The organism is Phenylobacterium sp., assembly GCF_035309685.1.
In the GTDB taxonomy this organism is placed as follows: Bacteria; Pseudomonadota; Alphaproteobacteria; order Caulobacterales; family Caulobacteraceae; genus Phenylobacterium.
Map to the genome: position 1 here is coordinate 78,788 of NZ_DATGEX010000014.1, position 18,604 is coordinate 97,391.

The 18,604-nt window shown below is 69.7% G+C and carries 18 protein-coding genes and 1 tRNA gene; 8 read left to right on the forward strand and 11 right to left on the reverse strand.

The window, feature by feature from the left end; translation table 11 throughout:
- Positions 1–52 precede the first annotated feature (52 nt).
- Complete coding sequence (locus tag VKQ35_RS03640) at positions 53–775, reverse strand: FkbM family methyltransferase (protein WP_324358694.1); 723 nt, start codon at positions 773–775, stop codon at positions 53–55.
- Between the two features lie 157 nt (positions 776–932).
- Between VKQ35_RS03640 and VKQ35_RS03645 the strand changes: the two genes are divergently transcribed.
- Positions 933–2,303, forward strand: coding sequence for a hypothetical protein (locus VKQ35_RS03645; RefSeq protein WP_324358695.1), 1,371 nt, complete (start codon positions 933–935; stop codon positions 2,301–2,303).
- 112 nt (positions 2,304–2,415) lie between these two features.
- Positions 2,416–2,492, forward strand: a tRNA-Arg gene (locus tag VKQ35_RS03650).
- A gap of 140 nt (positions 2,493–2,632) precedes the next feature.
- On the opposite strand, the gene VKQ35_RS03655 is transcribed toward VKQ35_RS03650, so the two are convergent.
- From VKQ35_RS03655 to VKQ35_RS03685, 7 genes are all read right to left on the reverse strand, one after another.
- Positions 2,633–3,994 (reverse strand): aminotransferase class V-fold PLP-dependent enzyme, encoded by a 1,362-nt coding sequence (locus tag VKQ35_RS03655; protein ID WP_324358696.1) that lies wholly within the window; start codon positions 3,992–3,994, stop codon positions 2,633–2,635.
- Positions 3,988–4,605, reverse strand: coding sequence for a rhodanese-like domain-containing protein (locus tag VKQ35_RS03660; protein ID WP_324358697.1), 618 nt, complete (start codon positions 4,603–4,605; stop codon positions 3,988–3,990). The genes VKQ35_RS03655 and VKQ35_RS03660 overlap by 7 nt, the downstream gene beginning before the upstream one ends.
- Complete coding sequence (locus VKQ35_RS03665) at positions 4,602–5,150, reverse strand: YeeE/YedE thiosulfate transporter family protein (RefSeq protein WP_324358698.1); 549 nt, start codon at positions 5,148–5,150, stop codon at positions 4,602–4,604. Before VKQ35_RS03665 ends, VKQ35_RS03660 begins: the two co-directional genes overlap by 4 nt.
- Positions 5,147–5,659: a YeeE/YedE thiosulfate transporter family protein gene (locus tag VKQ35_RS03670; protein ID WP_324358699.1), complete on the reverse strand. Its 513-nt coding sequence runs from the start codon at positions 5,657–5,659 to the stop codon at positions 5,147–5,149. Before VKQ35_RS03670 ends, VKQ35_RS03665 begins: the two co-directional genes overlap by 4 nt.
- Positions 5,656–6,582, reverse strand: a complete 927-nt coding sequence (locus VKQ35_RS03675; RefSeq protein ID WP_324358700.1) for a sulfurtransferase — start codon at positions 6,580–6,582, stop codon at positions 5,656–5,658. The genes VKQ35_RS03670 and VKQ35_RS03675 overlap by 4 nt, the downstream gene beginning before the upstream one ends.
- Before the next feature lie 122 nt (positions 6,583–6,704).
- Positions 6,705–7,457: a LytTR family DNA-binding domain-containing protein gene (locus VKQ35_RS03680; RefSeq protein ID WP_324358701.1), complete on the reverse strand. Its 753-nt coding sequence runs from the start codon at positions 7,455–7,457 to the stop codon at positions 6,705–6,707.
- Positions 7,454–8,692 carry a sensor histidine kinase gene (locus VKQ35_RS03685; RefSeq protein ID WP_324358702.1) on the reverse strand — a complete coding sequence of 413 codons (1,239 nt, stop codon included), beginning with the start codon at positions 8,690–8,692 and terminating at the stop codon, positions 7,454–7,456. Before VKQ35_RS03685 ends, VKQ35_RS03680 begins: the two co-directional genes overlap by 4 nt.
- Positions 8,693–9,295: 603 nt before the next feature.
- On the opposite strand from VKQ35_RS03685, the gene VKQ35_RS03690 reads away from it, so the two are divergent.
- The 5 genes from VKQ35_RS03690 to VKQ35_RS03710 all read left to right on the forward strand — a co-directional run bounded on the left by VKQ35_RS03690 (position 9,296) and on the right by VKQ35_RS03710 (position 13,088).
- Positions 9,296–9,697 (forward strand): UrcA family protein, encoded by a 402-nt coding sequence (locus VKQ35_RS03690; protein WP_324358703.1) that lies wholly within the window; start codon positions 9,296–9,298, stop codon positions 9,695–9,697.
- A gap of 156 nt (positions 9,698–9,853) precedes the next feature.
- Entirely contained in the window at positions 9,854–11,671 is a 1,818-nt protein-coding gene (locus VKQ35_RS03695; protein WP_324358704.1) for an aspartyl protease family protein, read from the forward strand.
- Entirely contained in the window at positions 11,668–12,273 is a 606-nt protein-coding gene (locus VKQ35_RS03700; RefSeq protein WP_324358705.1) for a cytochrome b, read from the forward strand. The genes VKQ35_RS03695 and VKQ35_RS03700 overlap by 4 nt, the downstream gene beginning before the upstream one ends.
- 227 nt (positions 12,274–12,500) lie before the next feature.
- Entirely contained in the window at positions 12,501–12,722 is a 222-nt protein-coding gene (locus VKQ35_RS03705) for a hypothetical protein (RefSeq protein ID WP_324358706.1), read from the forward strand.
- Positions 12,723–12,752: 30 nt separating this feature from the next.
- Positions 12,753–13,088, forward strand: a complete 336-nt coding sequence (locus tag VKQ35_RS03710) for a hypothetical protein (RefSeq protein ID WP_324358707.1) — start codon at positions 12,753–12,755, stop codon at positions 13,086–13,088.
- 15 nt (positions 13,089–13,103) lie between these two features.
- Here VKQ35_RS03710 and VKQ35_RS03715 read toward each other — a convergent pair whose 3' ends face one another.
- Together VKQ35_RS03715 and katG are read right to left on the reverse strand one after the other, a co-directional pair.
- Positions 13,104–13,580, reverse strand: a complete 477-nt coding sequence (locus VKQ35_RS03715) for a transcriptional repressor (RefSeq protein ID WP_324358708.1) — start codon at positions 13,578–13,580, stop codon at positions 13,104–13,106.
- Positions 13,581–13,684: 104 nt separating this feature from the next.
- Complete coding sequence (gene katG, locus VKQ35_RS03720; RefSeq protein ID WP_324358709.1) at positions 13,685–15,898, reverse strand: catalase/peroxidase HPI; 2,214 nt, start codon at positions 15,896–15,898, stop codon at positions 13,685–13,687.
- 213 nt (positions 15,899–16,111) lie between these two features.
- Between katG and VKQ35_RS03725 the strand changes: the two genes are divergently transcribed.
- Complete coding sequence (locus VKQ35_RS03725) at positions 16,112–17,017, forward strand: LysR substrate-binding domain-containing protein (protein ID WP_324358710.1); 906 nt, start codon at positions 16,112–16,114, stop codon at positions 17,015–17,017.
- Here the strand turns inward: VKQ35_RS03725 and VKQ35_RS03730 are convergent.
- Complete coding sequence (locus VKQ35_RS03730; protein WP_324358711.1) at positions 16,962–18,572, reverse strand: DHA2 family efflux MFS transporter permease subunit; 1,611 nt, start codon at positions 18,570–18,572, stop codon at positions 16,962–16,964. The two genes, VKQ35_RS03725 and VKQ35_RS03730, sit on opposite strands and share 56 nt — an antisense overlap.
- Positions 18,573–18,604 lie beyond the last annotated feature (32 nt).

Here is an 18,604-nt window from a genome sequence, read left to right on the forward strand (position 1 = left end):
GCCCCGCGCTCGGCAACCCGAGCGCCGCACCTACCGCCGCCCGATCGCCGGTTCAGGTCTTCACGTACCAGTCGTCGACGTTCGACAGGTGCTCGAACTTGCGGCGGAAACCCTTGGCGGTGAGCAGATCGAAGATCGGCTGGCGCTTGTCGGTGTGGTTGTGCTCGATGCTGATCAGGCGGACGTCGTAGCGGCCGAAATCGAAGGCCTCCAGGATCGCCAGCTCCGAACCTTCGGTGTCCATCGAGAGGTAGTCGATCCGCGACGGCGCGTTCCAGTGGGCCAGGAGGTCGTTCAGCGAGACCGTCTCGACCTCGTAGCGTTCGCCGTCCTTGCGGCTTTGCGCGTGCCCGTCGCTGTCGGAGAAGGCGTCGATGGTCGAGTGGAGCGCGACCGAGGCCTCGTTGAACACCAGGCGCTCGCCGCTGACCGTCCAGACGCAGCGGTTGTCGATGAAGCACTGGCGCTCGGCCAGCAGCCTGTCGCGCCAGACCCGCGCCGGTTCCGCCAGGATGCCGCTCCAGCCCAGCTCCCGCTCCAGGTAGCAGCTGTTGGAGGACTTCACCCCGTCGGCGGCGCCGAACTCCACGAAGAAGCCCTCCCGCAGGCCCGGCAATTCGTAGGTCACCCACATGTCCTGCAGGAACTGGGCGCGGCTGTCGGCGGCGTACCGCAGGCAGTGCTTCAGGAAGACCACCTCCTCGTTGCCCGCGACCTGCTGGTTGCGGATGGCGATCAGCACTTCCATCGCCTCGGCGAAACTCGTGGGTCGCATCGTGGAAGCCGGGTCCTCGCCCCTCTGGCCCGGAGCATTAGTCAGGCGGCGCGGTCTTGGGAAGCGACCGTTGCGGCGCCTGAATAGGCGGCTGGAGCCGGGGCCAAGGCGCTGCTAGCTTCGGCGTAGTCCGTTCAGTGAACGATGGGAGGCTAACGTGGGTATGGGCCGAAAGCTCGCCGTGCTGGCGGGCGCAGGGATCGCGGCGACGGCGGCGAGCGCCCAGCCGCCGCAGAAGGTCACCGGGCCGGTGGCGGTCTACTGGATGAGCGCGGCCACCCAGAGCGGCTTTGGCATGCCGGGCGGCGGCGCGGGCGGCGGGCGTCCGTCGATGAGCTCGATCATGCAGATGATGAACGGCGGCGGCGGCGCGAACCATTCGCTGACCCTGCAGCTCGGCTCCTCCGAAAAGCCCACAGCGGCGCCCAGCGCCGAGCACCTGCCGCCGCAGGTCCTGGGCGTCGGCCCGACCCTGCCGCTGGTCTCGCCCGAGCCGCCCAAGGTGGTCGCGCCGGAGCCGGAGGAGCCGCGCGAGCCGCCGGTCCCGCGGGAATACCAGCAGCCCAAGGGCAAGATGCTGATCTTCTGGGGCTGCGGCGAGCACGCCAAGCCCGGCCAGCCGGTGGTCATCGATTTCTCGCAGATGACCCCCGCCAATATGGCGGGCGGCAAGATGCCCGCCGGCTTCGAGATGCTGAGCAAGGGCTTCGCGATGAACCGCATGCAGCCGCCCTCGGCGCGCCGCTACACGAGCTACGGCGAATGGCCCAACGCCCAGGCGCGGACCACGGTGCCGGGGACCGGGTCGCTGATCGGCGGCCACACCATCCGTGGCGACTACTCGCCCGAGATCAAGTTCAGCCTCAACGAGAACCAGGACTTCCTGGGGCCGCTGGTGCTGACCACCAACACCAAGACGCCCGGCGGCCCGGCGCAGCTGGGCTGGGGCCCGGTCTCCGGCGCCAGGGCCTATGCGGCCATCGTGATCGGCGCCAGCGGCGCCGGCGGGCGGGGCGGCGGCGGCGGCGACCCGACCGTGGTCCTGTGGAGCTCGTCTGAGACGGGCGGCGGCGGCTTCGCCCTGCCGGATTACCTCTCGCCCGGCGACCTCGCCCGCGGCGTCGAGACCCGCGCCCTGATGGGCCCGGAGATCACCAGCTGCGCGGTGCCCAAGGAGGTGGTCGACGCCGCCCCGCAGGGCTTCCTGCAGATGGTCGCCTATGGCCAGGAGGCGAATTTCGTCTACCCCGAACGGCCGAAGGACCCGAAGATCCCCTGGAACCGCCAGTGGGAGGTCAAGGTCCGCTATCGCTCGGCCACCGGCGGCCTGCTCGGCATGACCATGCCCTCGATGGGCGGGCGCGCGGCGGCCGCGGGCCGCGGGGGCTATCCCGGCCAGGCCCCGCCCGGCGCGACGACCGACGGCCAGCAGGCCCAGGCCCCGCCCGCGCAGCAGACGCCGCAGGACGCGGCGGCGGCCCGGCGCAGGGCGATCCTGCAGGGTATCGGCGGCCTGATCCCGCACTAGGCGCGGCGGCGCCGTGGGACCCCGGCGGCGGCGGCGGGAAATTCTCCGCCGCCCCGGCTTGCGCTTGGCACGATCCGCGACTAGGTTCCGCGCCCTCGCCGTCAGGCGGTGCGCGCCCGTAGCTCAGCTGGATAGAGCATCAGACTACGAATCTGAGGGTCGGACGTTCGAATCGTTCCGGGCGCGCCAATTTTTCCAAGAAAATCAAAACGACAATTGCGAAGCTGCCGCAAGCCGCGGACCTTCAGACTCGCTCCACTGGCTGCTGGACATTTTTGGCCGCGGAGGCGAGGCCGATCTGGTTCGGCTAATTCGGCATCCGGCGCATGCTAGGCCGCGAACGAATTCACCAGGCCGATCGCGCGATCCAGGTCGTTGGCGTTGGTCGGCAGGCCCAACGACAGCCGGACGGCGCCGACGACCGATTGAGGCCCCAGGCTGCGTTGGAAAGCCTTGATCGTGAAACCATCCCCCAGGTCGTCCAGGGATTTCTCGACGTCGTAGCGGCCGAAACCGAACGCGCGTTCGGCGGAGCCCGGATTGCAGAAGCACCCGCCGCGCACCGCGATTCCCTGCGCGTGAGCGCGCTGCTCCACCAGGTCACATGGCAACGCACCGCCCCTTGGGTCGAGGACGTTGAAGGCCACGACGCCGCCACGGGCCTCCATGGTCTTGGGCCCATAGATCTCCACCAGCGGCGCGCCATCGCGGTGCGACAGAGTCTGGACGCGGCTGAGGAAGGCCTCCGTCAGCGTCGCCAGCCGCGCTTGGAGATCGGGCTGGGGAACCTGATTTAGAAAGGCGAAGCCGCCTTCGAGCGCTGCGATGGCGAGGAAGTTCGGCGTGCCGTCTTCAAAGGACTCCGGGCCCGAGCGCAGACGGTGGCGGCCATGCTCGACCGTCACATAGTCCACCGTGCCGCCGGCGAACCAGGGGCGGCGAAGCTTGGCCAGCGCGGTTCTCTTGGCAATCAGGGCGCCGACTCCGGTGGGCAGGCCGAACAGCTTGTAGAAGGAAAAGGCGAGGAAATCGGCGGGGTTGTCCCGCAGGCTGACATAGGCGGCCGCGCCCGTACCCGCGGCGTCCAGCAGAACATCGAAGCCCAGGGCTTGAGCGGCCTGCACGAGGTCCAGCGGATGACGCACGCCGGAGAAATTCGACTGCGCGGGAAAGGCGAGCAGGCCCCGGCCATTCCTGGCGACCTTCCGAAGGCCGGCCTGGGGCTCGAACAGCCGCAAGTCCTCGTCGAGCGGCAAGACCGCCACGGCCGCGCCGCTCGAGCGGGCATATTCCCGCACGCCGTTGACGGAGTTGTGGTTGTCGGCGGACAGCACCAAGCCCCGGCGCGGAGAGAACGGGTAGCTCTCCCCCACCAGCTTTATGGCGGCGCTGGTGTTGGCGGTGAAGCAGACCTCGTAGATCGCCGGGTCGGCGTCGAAGAAATCCAATGCGGCCGATCGCGCCTGAACCAGGGCGCGCTCGCTGGCCTGGGAGGGACCATGTTGGGAGTGGGGATTGCCGAAAATCCCCTCCTGCAACTGCTCGGCGTAGCGCCGGGCCTGGGAGGCGCCGTAGAGGCCGGCGGCGGCGTAGTCGAGATAGGCGAGGTTCTGGTCGTCCAGACGCGCGAACTCGCGCGCCCGCAGCGTGTCGAACAGGTCGGACCCCGGGCGTTTCAGAGCCTCTAACATCCGCGCCGCCTCAAGGCGGCCAGGTCGGCGGCGGCGCCGATCGCAGGCGCGTGGCTTGCGGTCATCTGCGTCGGCGACGAGCCCGCGGGGCCTATCTTGGGCGTTCCCCCGAAGTAGGCGCTGAGCTCGGCGACAGGCTGGAAGGCCCGCAGGACCTCCGGCGACGCGCCGGCCGGCAGGTTCGGCGCTATGACCTCGTCGCGCCAGTCGGCCAGGCCGCCGGCGATGAAATAGGCGTTGGGGACGCCCATCATCCGCAGCAGCATCCAAGCCTGGCCAGCATGGGCGCCGCCCTCCGAATAGAGGACCACGGTGTCGCCCCGGGCGAAACGCGCGCGGCTCAACCGATCCAGCGGAAGGTTCTCGGCGCCCGGCAGGCTGAAGTCGGCGAACTCCTGAGGCGAGCGGACATCGACCACCCGCAAACCCGGCTTCCGCGCCCTGATCCAGGCGGCCAGTTGCAGGGCGGAGACGTGATCGTCGCCGTGGGCGATCTCCTTGGCCAGGCGGTCCACCTGGTCCGCGGACGTGGCGGCATAGGGACTGCCGGCGAAGGGTGCGGCGGCGCCCAGGGCCAGGGCGCACAGGCCGAGATTGCGGTTCAGGCTCACACGCGTCGCTCCAGACGCTCGACGCCGGCGAAGACCGCCAGGGCGATCAGCACGATGGCGGCGACCACCGCGCCATAGGGCGCGCCGGTCAGCTGCGGCAGGGTGAAGGCGCCGTAGGCGGTGCTGGCGTAGAAACCGCCGATCAACGGCATCGCCAGGCCGGTGAGCAGCACGCCGGCCAGCAGCCCGCCGACTGTCGCGAGCCCATCGCCCCGGCCGCTGGCGGCGGCGACGCAGGAGGTGCCGGGGCAGAGCCCGGCGAGGACGAACCCGCCGCCGAAGATCAGCCCGCCGACGATCTGCGGCGCCAGGAAGGTCTCCGGCACATAGAGGGCGGCGAGGTCGATCACCCCCAGCCGGCTGAGCCAGAAGGCGCCCAGCATGGCGGTGACGATCGCGCTGAACATCACCTTCAGGACCGTGAAGTCCTTCAAATAGAACTGGCCGGCCAGCTTCTTGGCGTCCCCGAGCCCGGCCTTTTCGAGGGTGAAGCCGAACGCCGCGCCGATGGCGAAGGCGACCGGCAGGCTTTGCGTGAAGCTCATCGCCACAGCCTCCGGCACAAGGGGGCGGCCGCATAGCCGGCGATGAACACGGCGATCATGAAGGCCCAGCTGCCGACGCTGAGCAGGGCGCCGCCCGACAGGGCCTGGCCGCTGGTGCAGCCGCGCGCCAGGACGGCGCCTAGTCCCATGATCATGCCGCCCGCTGTCGCCGTCGCCAGGCGCGTGGGCTTGCTGAGACGGGGACCCGTCTCGATCCGCGTCGCGAACCGTCCGGCCAGGCGAGCCGAGACCGCGCCGCCCACGATCACGCCTGCGATCTCCAAGACGATCCAGGCCGACCAGGGCGCGCCGGCCCCAAGGTAGCTCTGGAAATAGCTGTTCTTCGCCGCCTGGGCGGGCGCCACGGCGGCGACCAGACCGCTGGCCGCATTGGCGAAGGCGCCGGACGCGCCCAAACCCTGGCCGGTCAAGGCATAGGCCGCCAGCAGGACGAGGCCGAGGGCGACGCCCGCGACATAGGGGCTGGCGTAGGGTCGGGCGGAGGTCATTTGGCGGCCGGCGCGGCGGTCGCCTCGACCGGCAGCTTGCGCCGCGACCAGTCCTCGAACGAGCCGTCATAGAGCACGGCGTCGATGCCCAGCGAGCGGGCGGCGAAGATCACGGCGGTGGCCTGCTGGCCCACGTGGCAATAGGCGACGACGTGGTCGCCCGGCTTGACACCGGCGGCCTTGAACGCCGCCGCCAGGTCGTCGGCGGACTTGAGCTTCTGGTCGGCGCCGGTGACCGAGGAGAACGGCAGGCTGGCCGCGCCCGGCACGTGGCCCTTCAACCCGTTCATGCCCATCACGCCGTCGTAGAAGGCCGGAGCCCGGGCATCGATGAGCTTGTAGCCGGGCGCCGTGGCGTGAGACTGGACGAAGGCGGCGTCGACCACGCGGGTCTTGTACTTGAGGGGGGCGAGCACGCCCGGCGTCACCTTGGGCTCGGCGGTGCTGGTCGGATAGCCCAGGCGCTGCCATTCGGTCATGCCCCCGTCGAGCAGCGCCGCGCGATCGCCCAGGCCGGCCGCCTCCAGGGTGAAGAGGATCCGCGTCGCCGACTGGGTGTCGTAGCGGCCGGCGTAGACGATGACCCGAGAGCGGTCGGAAATCCCCAGGCCCTGCAGCTTGGCGCGCAGGTCGGAGGCGTCCGGCAGTTCCAGCGTCAGGGCGTCGGGTCCGGACGAGGGCCGCGACCAGCTCATCAGCGACCCATATTCGGCGCCGGGAATATGCCCTGCGTCATAGTCCTTGCGATCGCCGACATAGAGGACAACCAGCCCCTTGTCGGCTTGATGGGCCTTCAGCCAATCGGCCGAAACCAGCATCTTGGCGCGGGTGGAACCGCTCTGGGCCGAGGCGGCTTGCGGCGCGGCGGCCGCCAGCATCAGGCCGAGAGCCGTGACGGCGATCAGGCGGTGGTTGATGGGCATGAGGAACCTCTTCGTCGCTGTTGAGGTGATCCTAGGGGTCCGCGTTGGGCGGCGGAGGCGGTGCGACGAGCCCCGCAAGCTTTGCGATGAAGGTCCCGGAATCGCCGATGAGCCGCGGCGCGCTAGAGGCTTTTGAACCGCGCCGCGAAGGTCTGGGACACGGGCAGGGTCTCAACGCGGCCGTGGAGGTGCAGCACCAGCCTGCCGTCTTCATCCCGCTTGACCAGCTTGATGGCCGAGAGCCGCACGATGGCGCCGCGATGCACCTGCCAGAACTGGTCGGGGTCGAGCTGGCCGATCAGCTCCTTCAGCGGGGTGCGGATGTGAGCGTCGTCGCTGGCGGTGACCACGCGGGTGTATTTGTCGTGCGCCTGAAAGAAGTGGACGTCGTCCACCGGCAGGATGCGCACGGCGGTCCCTACGCTGGCGGTGATCCATTTAATCGGCCGGGGCCTGTCCAACAGGCTTTCCAGCCGGGCGAGGGTCGCGGGCAGGCGGCTCGGCTCGCCCGCCGCCAGTTGCATCTGCAGCCGGCTGACGGCCAGGGCCAGCCGGTCGCGTTTCACGGGTTTCAGCAGATAGTCGACCGCGCCGTCCTCGAACGCCTGGACAGCGAATTCGTCATAGGCGGTGATCAGCACGACGCGAGTGTGGTTCCCGGCCGCGCGGGCGACCTGCAGGCCGTCCGCGCCGGGCAGCCGGATATCCAGGAAAGCGACGTCGGGGTTGAGGCGGGCCATCGCCTCGATGGCCGAGCGGCCGTCGGCGCACTCGGCCAGGACCCGCAGTTGCGGCCAGAGCGCGCCCAAAAGGGTCTTCAGCTGTTCGCGTTGCGGCGCCTCGTCTTCCGCAATGATGGCGGTGGGGCCGGTCATGCGGGCTCCCAGGGGACGGTGATCCGCGCGCAGACGCCGCCGCCGTCACGCCCGGCGACCTCCAGCCTGGCCCGCGGCCCGAAGCGGTGCTGCAGCTGGGCGTGGACATTGGCCAGGCCCACGCCCGCGCCCGAGTCGTCGCGCAACCCCACGCCATCGTCCTCGACGCTGACCTCCAGGCGGGTCTCGTCCGCGTCCCGCCGCACCCTTCCGCGGATGGCGATGACGCCCGGGCCGGCCTTGGGCTCAAGGCCGTGCTTGACCGCATTCTCGACCAGCGAGATCAGCAGCAAGGGCGGGAACGGCGCGTCAGCCAGCTCCGGTGGCGCATCGATCTCAACGGTGATCCGGCCTCCCATGCGGATACTCATCAGCTCCAGATACTGCTCGCAGATGCTGACCTGGTGGCCGAGCGTGGCGCTCTCCAGCCCGCCCTCCCGCCGCAGCTTCGGCAGAGTCGAGCGCAGGTAGTCGGACAGGGCGTCGATGGTCGAGACGGCGCGGTCGGGCGAGGTGGCGATCAGCGAACTCACCGAGGCCAGGGTGTTGAACAGGAAGTGCGGTTCGATCTGGGCCTGGAGCACGGCCATCTTCAAATCGGCGTCGGCCATGTCCCGGCGCAGCGCGTCGACGTCACGCCGCCTCTGCCGCTCCGCCAGACGCCGACGCTCGGTGATATAGGACAACAGCTCCGGCCCCCCGCCGATCAGGAACAGACCGATCCACCGGGGCAGCCGGCCCATCGCCACGCCCAGCATCCGGGAGAGGTTCGTCACCGCCGCCGGCTCGGACATCGACATGCCCATGTGCCGGGCCATCAGCATGGCGTGATAGTGGGCGACCGCGGTCCCCGCGGCGGACGCGATGAGCAGGCCCACGATCACCGCCACGACCACCAGGATCCGCTCGGCCGGATAGGGCAGACGGCGGTAGCGCACGGCCATGGCCAGGAGCGGCCCGGCGCTGACCTCGACGAGATTTCCGCCAGCTGCGCGGAGGCCGAGCGGCAGGGCGTCCTGCCAGCTGGTCATGGACGAGGCGTGCCACACCCCTTGGAACAGGCCCCAGGCGACCGCGAAGGGCCAGAACACCGCGGCCCGGCGCAGGAACCACGGCCAGGTGAAGGCCGGATATCGCTGGTAAAGCGCAAACCGCGCCAGTCCGCCCGCCTCGACATCCCGCGGCAGCGGTTCATTCAGCAGCTGCGGGCTTCCCGACGGCGCGGGCGTGGTCATGGTTGCAGCATAGCGCCTAAGGTCACAGCCGTCCTGGCGGGGGCTCAGGATTCCGGGCGGGATCCGGGGCGGCCGGTTTGCGGATCAAGGGCATCGAGCAGGACGGGCAGACACCCTCTTGGTCGAAGTCCTTGCCGTCGGACGGACAGCCACACGGCGGACAGATCCATTTCTGACCCGGCTGAGCCGGGGCCTGACCCTGTCGCGCCAGGCTTGGACCCGCCGCAAGCATCAGGCCGATGCCGCCCAGGCCCAGACTGGTGCTCAAAAACCGCCGACGATGCGCGTTACACATGATGCTGCCTCCCAAGATCGTCCTGTCCGGTGCAGCATACGGGCTTCGGGTCGTGCCGCGCGGCCGACAGACGAACGGCGGGTTTGGCGCGATGAAGGCCCGCTGAGACCGATGGACCGGGCCTGGGCCAAGCGCCCCGGAACCGCTGAGCGCCGGTAGGAGTCCGAACAACATCCCAAAGGCCGTCCGCTGGCGCCGGGCCCGCGGCCTGCGGTCGGGAATAGAATGGCGGTCCTCAGGGTCCTCTAAAGCGGCAGTCAATTCCGCCGCCCCGTTCCACGCCTCGTCACGCCCGACCGAGCCTCGCGATGCCCGCCAAAGCGATCCGGCCAAGCGTCACAGTCACACCCGCCGAGACCCAAATCATGAATGCCAGATCAACTTTCGTCGCCCTGATCGCCCTGTCGGCTCTGGGCTTCGCCGCCGCCCAGCCGGCCTACGCCGAGCCTGTATCCGGGGCGGAGCGTGGCGCCTCGATCAAGGTCTATTTTGCGGACCTGAACCTGTCTGACCCCGCCGGCGCCCAGGTGCTGCTCCAACGCCTCCGCCACGCCGCCACGAATGTCTGTGCCGTCGTGCACCGGAATCTGGATTTCGCGGGGTACTATGACAGCTGCATCAGCGGGAGCGTCGCCGACGCCGTCGCCAAGCTCAACAGCCCGATGCTCACGGCGTTGAACAGCGAATACGACCGTCCGCCGGCGGGATAGTCGCGGCGAGCAGCCGCTGGCCACACCTCGCCCAGAAGGTCGCCGCCGACGGGGCGTGGGTCAGCTCCGCACGGGGCGCCTGACCGTCCGGCGGCCGAATTCGCCGGCGCCGAACAAGAGCCGCCCAACACAGATTCTTCCGCCAAGGACCATCGCATGATCGGCAAAATCGCGCTTGCCGCGCTCCTGATCGCGGCCGGTTCGCCCGCCAGAGCGGACGACGTCCAGACCCTCATCGCGAAGTACCTCGCCTGGCGCGGCGGCCCCGCCTTCGAGGCCCTGCAGACCTTCCACGCGCACGGGCGAATTCGGTTCGGCGGGCAAGGCGGGGACTTCGACCAGTGGTTCGCGAGCGATGGGCGGTTTCGCCAGCACAGCAAGCTCGATTTCATCACCTATGACGAGGCGGTGACCTCCGAGGTGCAATGGACGCGGAACACGAGCGGTCAGATCGAAGACATCGGCGACCTGGGTGAGAGCGATCGCCGCACCGCGGCCCTGGCGTTCGCCAAGGGCGTTCAGGCCGACGCCGGTGAGAGCTACACCCTCCTGCCCTCCGAACAGCGCAACGGCCGCACCTGGGGGGTCGTCCGGGTCAGCTTCGGCGGTCCCGACACCTACGACCTGTTCATCGATCCAAGGACGGGCGAACTGCTGGGCGAGCGCATCACCGAGGACCAGAAAACCCGCTTTGCGCAATTCGACGACTGGCGCCGCGTCTCCGGTGTCCGCATGCCCTTCGCCGAGCACGACCGGGGGCCGAACCCCGCGGACGACCAGGACTTTCAGGCGAGCAGCATCCAGCTGAATGCGCCCTTGCCGGCGAGCCTGTTCGCACGCCCGGCGTCGGCGCGGATCTGGCGCTTCGCCGACGGGCGGGACTCGACGGGCTGGATGGATTTCGAGCTCTACGAGAACGAGCGGATCTTTATCCCGGCGACGGTCGAAGGCCGCCCGGTCGAACTCCTCCTCGACAGCGGCGCGGGGATCACGGCCCTGGACAGCAGCTTCGCCAAACAGGCCGGAATCAAGGCCGGCGGCTCCGTGGGCGTTATGGGCGTCGGCGGCTCCAGCACCATGCAGCTCGCGCCGAATATCGAGATCAAGCTGGGCGGCCTCACGCTCAGCCACATCACCGCGGGCCTGATGGACCTGTCCGGCGTCGCCTACAGCATGGGCCGCCCCTTGCCGCTGATCCTGGGCAAGGAGGTGCTGAACGATCTGGTGGTCGATATCGACTTCCAGCGCCGCAAGATCGCCTTTCGCGACCCAACCGGCTTTTCCGGCCCACCCGGCGCCGTGCGCCTGACGCTTGGCAAGCATGGCGACAATCACACCATCCCCGTCTCCGTGGAGGGCGCGGCGCCCGTGCCGTTCGATTTCGATCTGGGCAACGGCTCGCCGCTGATCGTCTACGGCGCCTATCGCGACAGCGCCCATCTTCTCGACGGCAAGCCTCAGTCGCTTACCCTGACCAGCGGTGTCGGCGGCGCCAAGCCGGACAAGATGGCCACGGTCAGCTCCATCGCCCTGGGCGGCGTGCAGTTGGCAAGCGTCCCCGCGGCGTTCCCCGACGCGGGGAATGACGCGCTCAGCTCCGACCGCGCCGGGGGCAATATCGGATTGCCGGTGTTCAGGCGCTTTCGGCTGGTCACCGACTATGCGCACAACGCCATCTGGCTCACCCCCAACGCCAGCGCCATGGCGGAGCCGTTCCCGAAGCGCCGGTCCGGACTCGTGGTCAGTCAGAACGGCGATCGCCTGAAGGTGGAGCAGGTCGCGCCGGGCAGTCCGGCGGCCTGGGCCGGCTGGAAGGAGGGCGTCGAGATCGTCGCGATCGACGGCCAGAAGATCGGCCCCGGCTACGTCGGCTCACCCTTGGCGCGCTGGTCGGAAGGCGCGCCGGGAACCGAGGTGACGCTGAGCCTCGCCGATGGGTCGACCCGCAAGCTTACGCTGGCGGACTACTATTGAGCTCCAACGAGAAAGACCGCAGGCCGGCGAACGAACGGTCCCGCACGCGGGAGCCGGCCGGCCGCTTCGACCACGTCAGCATCGCTTTGCACTGGGTCACCGCGGGTCTGGTCGCGGGCCAGCTCACCACGGCCTGGCTGGTCGGACAGGGGGGCCCTGGAGCCATGGTGGCGCTCACCGCGCATCGGTCCCTGGGCCTGCTGATCTGGTGGGTCGTCCTGGCCCGGCTGATGTGGCGGCGCCATTTCGCCGATCTGCCGCCCTTTCCGGCGAGCATGTCGCATCGCCAGCAACAGATCGCGAAGCTGAACGAGCTCGGCCTCTATGCCGTCCTGCTGTTCCAGCCCCTGACCGGCCTGGCCGACACCCTGTTTCGCGGCCGGCCGTTCGCGCTGTTCGGCTGGCGCGCCCCGGCGATGCTCTCCCCGGTCAGGGCCGTCGCCCACGGCTTCCACGCCGCCCACGAGGTCGGCGCCGCGGCGCTGCTGGCGCTCCTTGGCCTGCATATCGGCGCGGCTCTGTTCCACGAATTTGGGCTTCGGGACGGCGTGTTTCGCAGAATGCTGCCCTGGACCTCGCGAGCTCCGTTCAAAGCGCCTTGATCGCCGCAGCCGTTCGGCGTCCGCCGGACAAAAGCAAACTCGTCGCCGTTTTCAGGAATAAACACCGCGCGCCGGGGGTCAAATGACTGCCACCCCGCTCTTGCTGGGGATGATCGCCCAACCGCTCGTCCGCGCCTCGCCGCCGCTCTGCGCGCGGCCGGCGCGAGCGCAGCGGCCATCGGCGTCCTCCGCACGCGCCCCACCTCCCGGTGTCCTGAGGATCGAGTATGAAGCTTGCTGCTGAGATTTCTGTCCCGCTGCAGGTCCGTGACTTCGTCGAAGCCGGCGAGCACCAACGACAGCTTGAAGAGTTCCTGGACCTGATCCGCGCCCGCTACCCCGACGCCACCCTGACCGTTCGCGAGCGGCGCCAGCGCATCAAATCCCAGCCATCGCCGACAGCGGGCCGAAGGTTCGCGACCGGCGCCCTGCATCAGTATGACGAGTAGGGGGACATGCGCCGAACGCGAGACGCCCTGTTGCAGGCGATCCTGCTGCTGCGGGAATGGGACCAAGGCGTCGGCGTCTTTCACATCATGGCCTTCCTCTACGTCTGCGAGAACGAGGGGCTGAACGTTCAGGAGCTCACCGACATCTCCGGGATGAGCCAATCGTCCGCTTCCCGGTGCCTGCGTGAACTCGGCATGCTGGAGACCGACTCGCCCCGGTCCCTGCTGCGCGCGCATGCGAACCCGCGCGACGGCCGCAGCTATGTCATTCGCCTGACGCCTTGCGGCCGCCAACTGCGCGATCGCCTCGACGCCGTCATCCGGAAGGCCGAGCCGATCGTCCCGGACCCGGCACGGCGCGGATAGCGGGCCGTCGCCGTCTCAGCGTGGAAAGCCTTGGCCTGACGGCCTGTGGAAGCCGCCGTCCGCAGCGGTGCGGTCCACGCTTGCGTCCGACCCTGCGGCCCTCGCGGGGAGACGGGCCAGGACCGCCACCTCGCCGGGCCACGCGGCGAGCGCATGACGCAGGATCGCCAGTAAGGTCTCTGGCGAGACGTGGAGGTCGACGACCTGCGCGTCCTCCTCATAGATGAGGTGCGCATGCGCCTCGGGCACGGTGTCGAAGACCGCTTCCGCCTCGGTGGTCGGCAACCGTCCGAGCAGTCCGTGGTCTGCGAGCGACTCCAACTGGCGGGCGAGCCCAAGTTGCCCCGTGGGGAGTTCGTTCTGAGCGGCCAGCCGCATCACATCGGCCAGGCGCAGGTGGGTCTCCGGCGAATCGCGCAAGAGGGCGAGGAGACGAACCAGCGCTCGTGGAGCCGGCAGGCCGGCACGCTGCAATTCCTCCCGGAGCGCCATGTCCTCGACCCTTGGCATGCGATCGCAGTCCCCAATGTCCATCCCTGTCGAGACGTCCGGACGCAGCGGCGGTCGGGCTGCGTCCGGACGCCCCTAGGCCGTCATCAGGCGAGCTCGAAGCGGTCCAGGTTCATGACCTTCGTCCACGCCGCCGCGAACGCCTGCACGAACGCCCCTTGCGCGTCGGACTGGGCATAGGCCTCGGCCAGGGCGCGGAGCTGCGAGTTGGAGCCGAAGACCAGGTCGACGCGGGTGGCGGTCCACTTGAGGTCGCCGGTCGCCCGGTCGCGGCCCTCGAACTCGGTCTCTTCGTCGGAGGTCGCGGTCCAGGCCGTGCCCATGTCGAGCAGGTTGACGAAGAAGTCGTTGGTCAGGGTTCCCGGACGCTGGGTGAAGACGCCGTGCGGGGATTGGCCGGTGTTGGCGTTCAGCGCCCGCAGGCCGCCGACCAGCACGGTCATTTCCGGCGCGCTCAGCGTCAGCAGTTGCGCCCGGTCGAGCAGCAGCTCCTCGGCGGTCAGGACCTGCTCGCCGCTGAGGTGGTTGCGGAAACCGTCGGCGGTCGGTTCGAGCACGGCGAACGACGCAACGTCCGTCTGCGCCTGGGAGGCGTCAGTGCGGCCCGGCGTGAACGGAACCTGCACCGCGTGCCCCGCCGCCCGAGCGGCCTCTTCGACGGCCGCGGAGCCGCCCAGCACGATCAGGTCGGCCAGCGACACCATCTTGCCGCCGGACTGGGCCGCATTGAACGCGGTGCGGACGCCTTCAAGCGCAGCCAGCACGGTGGCGAGCTGGGCGGGCTGGTTGACGGCCCAGTCCTTCTGCGGCGCCAGGCGGATGCGCGCGCCGTTCGCGCCGCCGCGCTTGTCCGAGCCCCGGAAGGTCGCGGCTGAGGCCCAGGCGGTCGAGACCAGTTGCGACACCGTCAGGCCCGACGCCAGGATCTGGCCCTTCAGGGCGGCGATGTCCTGGGCGTCGATCAGCGGGTGATCCACGGCCGGCAGCGGGTCCTGCCAGATCAGCTCTTCCTTCGGCACGAGGGGGCCGCGGTAGCGGGCCAAGGGGCCCATGTCGCGGTGGGTGAGCTTGAACCAGGCCCGCGCAAACGCGTCGGCGAACTGGTCCGGGTTCTCGTGGAAGCGCTTGGCGATCGGCCCGTAGATCGGATCCAGCTTCAGGGCGAGGTCCGTCGTGGCCATCATCGGCGCATGCCGCCGCGACGGATCGTGAGCGTCCGGCACGAGGGTCTTCGCGGCCGGGTCCTTCGGCGTCCACTGGTTGGCGCCCGCCGGGCTCTTGGTCAGCTCCCAGTCATGGCCGAACAGGGTGTCGAAGTAGCCGTTGTCCCACTGGATCGGGTTGGGGGTCCAGGCGCCTTCGAGGCCGCTGGTGATGGTGTGGACGCCCTTGCCGCTCTCGAAGCTGTTCTTCCAGCCAAAGCCCTGCTCCAGGATTCCGGCCGCTTCCGGTTCAACACCGACCTGGGCCGCGTCGCCGGCGCCGTGCGCCTTGCCGAAGGTGTGGCCGCCGGCGATGAGGGCGACGGTCTCCTCGTCGTTCATGGCCATCCGGCCGAAGGTCTCGCGGATGTCGCGCGCCGAGGCGAGGGGGTCCGGCGTGCCGTTGGGGCCCTCCGGGTTGACGTAGATCAGACCCATCTGGACGGCGCCCAGCGGCTTGTCGAGCTGGCGGTCGCCCTTGTAGCGCGCGTCGCCCAGCCAGGTGTCCTCGACACCCCAGTGGATGTCTTCCTCCGGCGCCCAGACATCTTCGCGGCCGAAGCCGAAGCCGAACGTCTTGAAGCCCATGGTCTCCATGCCGACGTCGGCGGCCAGAATCATCAGGTCAGCCCAGGAGATTTTGTTGCCGTACTTCTGCTTGATCGGCCAGATCAGCCGGCGCGCCTTGTCCAGGTTGCCGTTGTCCGGCCAGCTGTTCAGCGGGGCGAAACGCTGCGTGCCGGAGCCTGCGCCGCCGCGGCCGTCGCCGATGCGATAGGTGCCGGCGCTGTGCCAGGCCATCCGCACGAAGAACGGACCGTAGTGGCCATAGTCGGCCGGCCACCAGGTCTGCGAGTCGGTCATCAGCGCCCGCAGGTCGGCCTTCAGGGCTTCGACGTCGAGCGTCTCGAGCGCCTTGGCGTAGCTGAAGGCGGGCGGCATCGGGCTCGACGCCGCCGAGTGCTGGTGAAGGATGCTGAGGTTCAGCTGATTGGGCCACCAGTCGCGGTTGGACCGACCCCCGAAGCTCGTGTGGAAGCGCACGCCATGCTTCAGCGGGCATTGGCTCGTGGGTTCGACGATATTGTCGCCATCCATGTTGGTCTCCGATCTTGCCGGGTTGGGTTGAGGGTTCGGGCGGGAAGGGCGCCTCGCCCGACGAGGCGGCGGCGCTGGCGGCGAGGCGGGGGTGCTTTGCGATGTCCTTCAGGCCCGGGGATGGCGATTTTTGCGGCATCTGTGCGATAAACGGAAGCACGATGGATCAATGAGGGTGATAGGTGTTACCTATGATGTCCGTGAGCTGAGCAGATGAACCTTCGAGACCTTCGCTACCTGCTGGCCGTCGCCGAGCACGAGCATTTCGGCCGTGCGGCGAAGGCCTGCGGCGTCAGCCAGCCGACGCTCTCCGTGCAGATCCGCAAGCTGGAGGACCTGCTTGGCGTCGCGCTCTTCGAGCGCACGAGCAAGACCGTGGCGCCCACGGCCGCCTGCGAGAGGCTGATCGGCCATGCCCGGGCCGCGGTGGCGGAAACGGAGGCGATGCTCGGCGTCGCGCGCGACCTGCGCGATCCGCTTTCGGGGCGCTTTCGGCTCGGCGTCATCCCGACCCTTGGCCCCTATCTGCTGCCGCTGGTCTTCGCGCCCTTACGCGCGGCCCTGCCCGCGCTGGAGATCGAGCCGTGGGAGGACCAGACCCTGGCGCTGCTCGAGCGGCTGCGCGGCCACGAGCTGGACGCCGCCCTGCTGGCGACCGAGGTGGACGGGCCGGACCTGGCGAGCCTGCCGCTGTTCGCCGAGCCGTTCATCGCGGCGCTGCCCCCCGATCACGCCCTCGCCGGGCGCGCGGTGGTGGCGGAGGCGGACCTGGCCGGCGACATCCTGGTCCTGGCCGATGGGAATTGTCTTCGCGACCAGACATTGGCCGCCTGCGGCAACAGCGCGGCGCTGAGCGGCGCCCTGCGGGCATCGAGCCTCTCGACTCTGCTCAACATGGTGGCGGCCGGCTATGGGACGACCTTGATCCCGGGCCTCGCGGCCGGGGCGGCCCAGGATGCGGGCCTTTCGCTGCGGCCGCTGGCGACGCGCTCGGGGCGCACGGTGCGGATCGTCTGGCGCCGGCACTTTCCGCGGCGCGCCGCGGTCGAGGCGGTGGGCGAGGTCATCGCCACGCGCCTTCGCGCGTTCGCCGCGGCGACGGCCGAAGGGGCGGTATAGGCAGGACGCAAGGCTGGTCGCCGCCTGAGCGGCGGCGCTCGCGGCGTGGCGGCGCCGCGAGCGCGAGGCCGACCAGCGCGCCGGCCGTGAGCAGGGCGAGCATCGCCCAGGCCTCGTTGGCGGCGCGCGCAAACGCCAGTCGCGAGATCATCGGCTGCAGCATCGCGCGCGTCGCTGAATCGATCGGGCCGGATACGCGCAGCGCGAACAGCTTGAGCGGAATGCCGACGGCCTTGGCGGTGTCGATATCACCGGCCCGCAGTTGTGTTCCGATCGCCCGGGCGTGATGCGGCGCGCGCCCATAGAGCACCGTATCGATGAGCGCCAGACCGATGGCGCCGCCCAGATTGCGCATCAGATTGAAGAGGCCGCTGGCGTCGGCGATGGAGTCCTCCGCCAAATGGCCCAGGGCCATCCGGGTCGGCGGCAGCAGGCAGAACATGATCGCCACGCCGCGCACGATCTGCGGCCACAGCATCTCCGCGAAGCCGGTGTGGATCGTTTCGCGCGTGCTCATTCCCAGACCGAGGGCGAAGAGGGCAAAGCCGAAGGCGCTCAGGGCTCGGGGGCTGGTCCGCCGTTCGAGTGCGACGGCGAGCGGGGCGGTGGCCAGCTGCGCGAGCCCGGTCGCCAGCATGACCTCGCCGGTGGCCAGCGCGCCATAGCCGCGCACCGCCCCCAGGAAGACCGGCATCAGATAGACCGACCCGAACAGCCCGCCGCCAAGGATGAAGCTCAGCAGGCAACCGAGGCTGAAGTCGCGGTTGGCGAAGGCGCGCAGATCGACCAGCGGATGGCGCGCCTTGAGGGTGCGGACGCCGAAGGCTGCGCCGGCGCCCACGGTGGTGGCCGCCATCCCCAGGATCGCCGGTGAGAGCCAACCCCGCCGCGGCGCCTCCTTGAGCGCGATCTCGAGGGCCGCCAGCGCCAGGGCCATCAGCGCCAGCGACAGCCAGTCCAGCGACCGCGCCTCCCTCCACCGCGCCGCCTCGCGCGGCAGCAGCGCCGCGGCGAAGACCGCGGCCACGGCGCCGGGCGCGAGGTTGATCAGGAACAGCCAATGCCAGCTGTAGGTCTCGGTGATCCAGCCGCCGACGATCGGCCCGACTGTGGGGGCCAGCACCGCCAGGACGCCGGCCACGGTGGTCGCCAGCGCCTGGCGCCGCTTAGGGAACAGCAGGAAGACCGCGGAGAACACCGAGGGGATGAGGGTCCCGGCGGCGAGCCCCTGCACGACCCGCCAGCCCATCAGGCCGGGGAGATCGCGGCTGAGGGCGCAGCCGGCCGAACTGAGGGTGAAGATCGCGATGGCTGCGACAAACAGCCAACGCATGGACAGCATCCGCGTCAGCCAGCCGGTCAGCGGGATCGCGATCACCTCGGCGATCAGATAGGCGGTCTGGATCCAGGAGATGCGGTCCGCAGGCGCCTGCAGCGCTTGCTCTATGGTGGGGATCGACGTCGCCACCACCTGCACGTCGAGGACGGCCATGAACATGCCCAGGCACATCATGGCGAACCCGGCGGCGGACCCGCCGGGTCTCGGGGCCGTCACCTCCACCGGCGTCGACCCTCACATTGGACCGG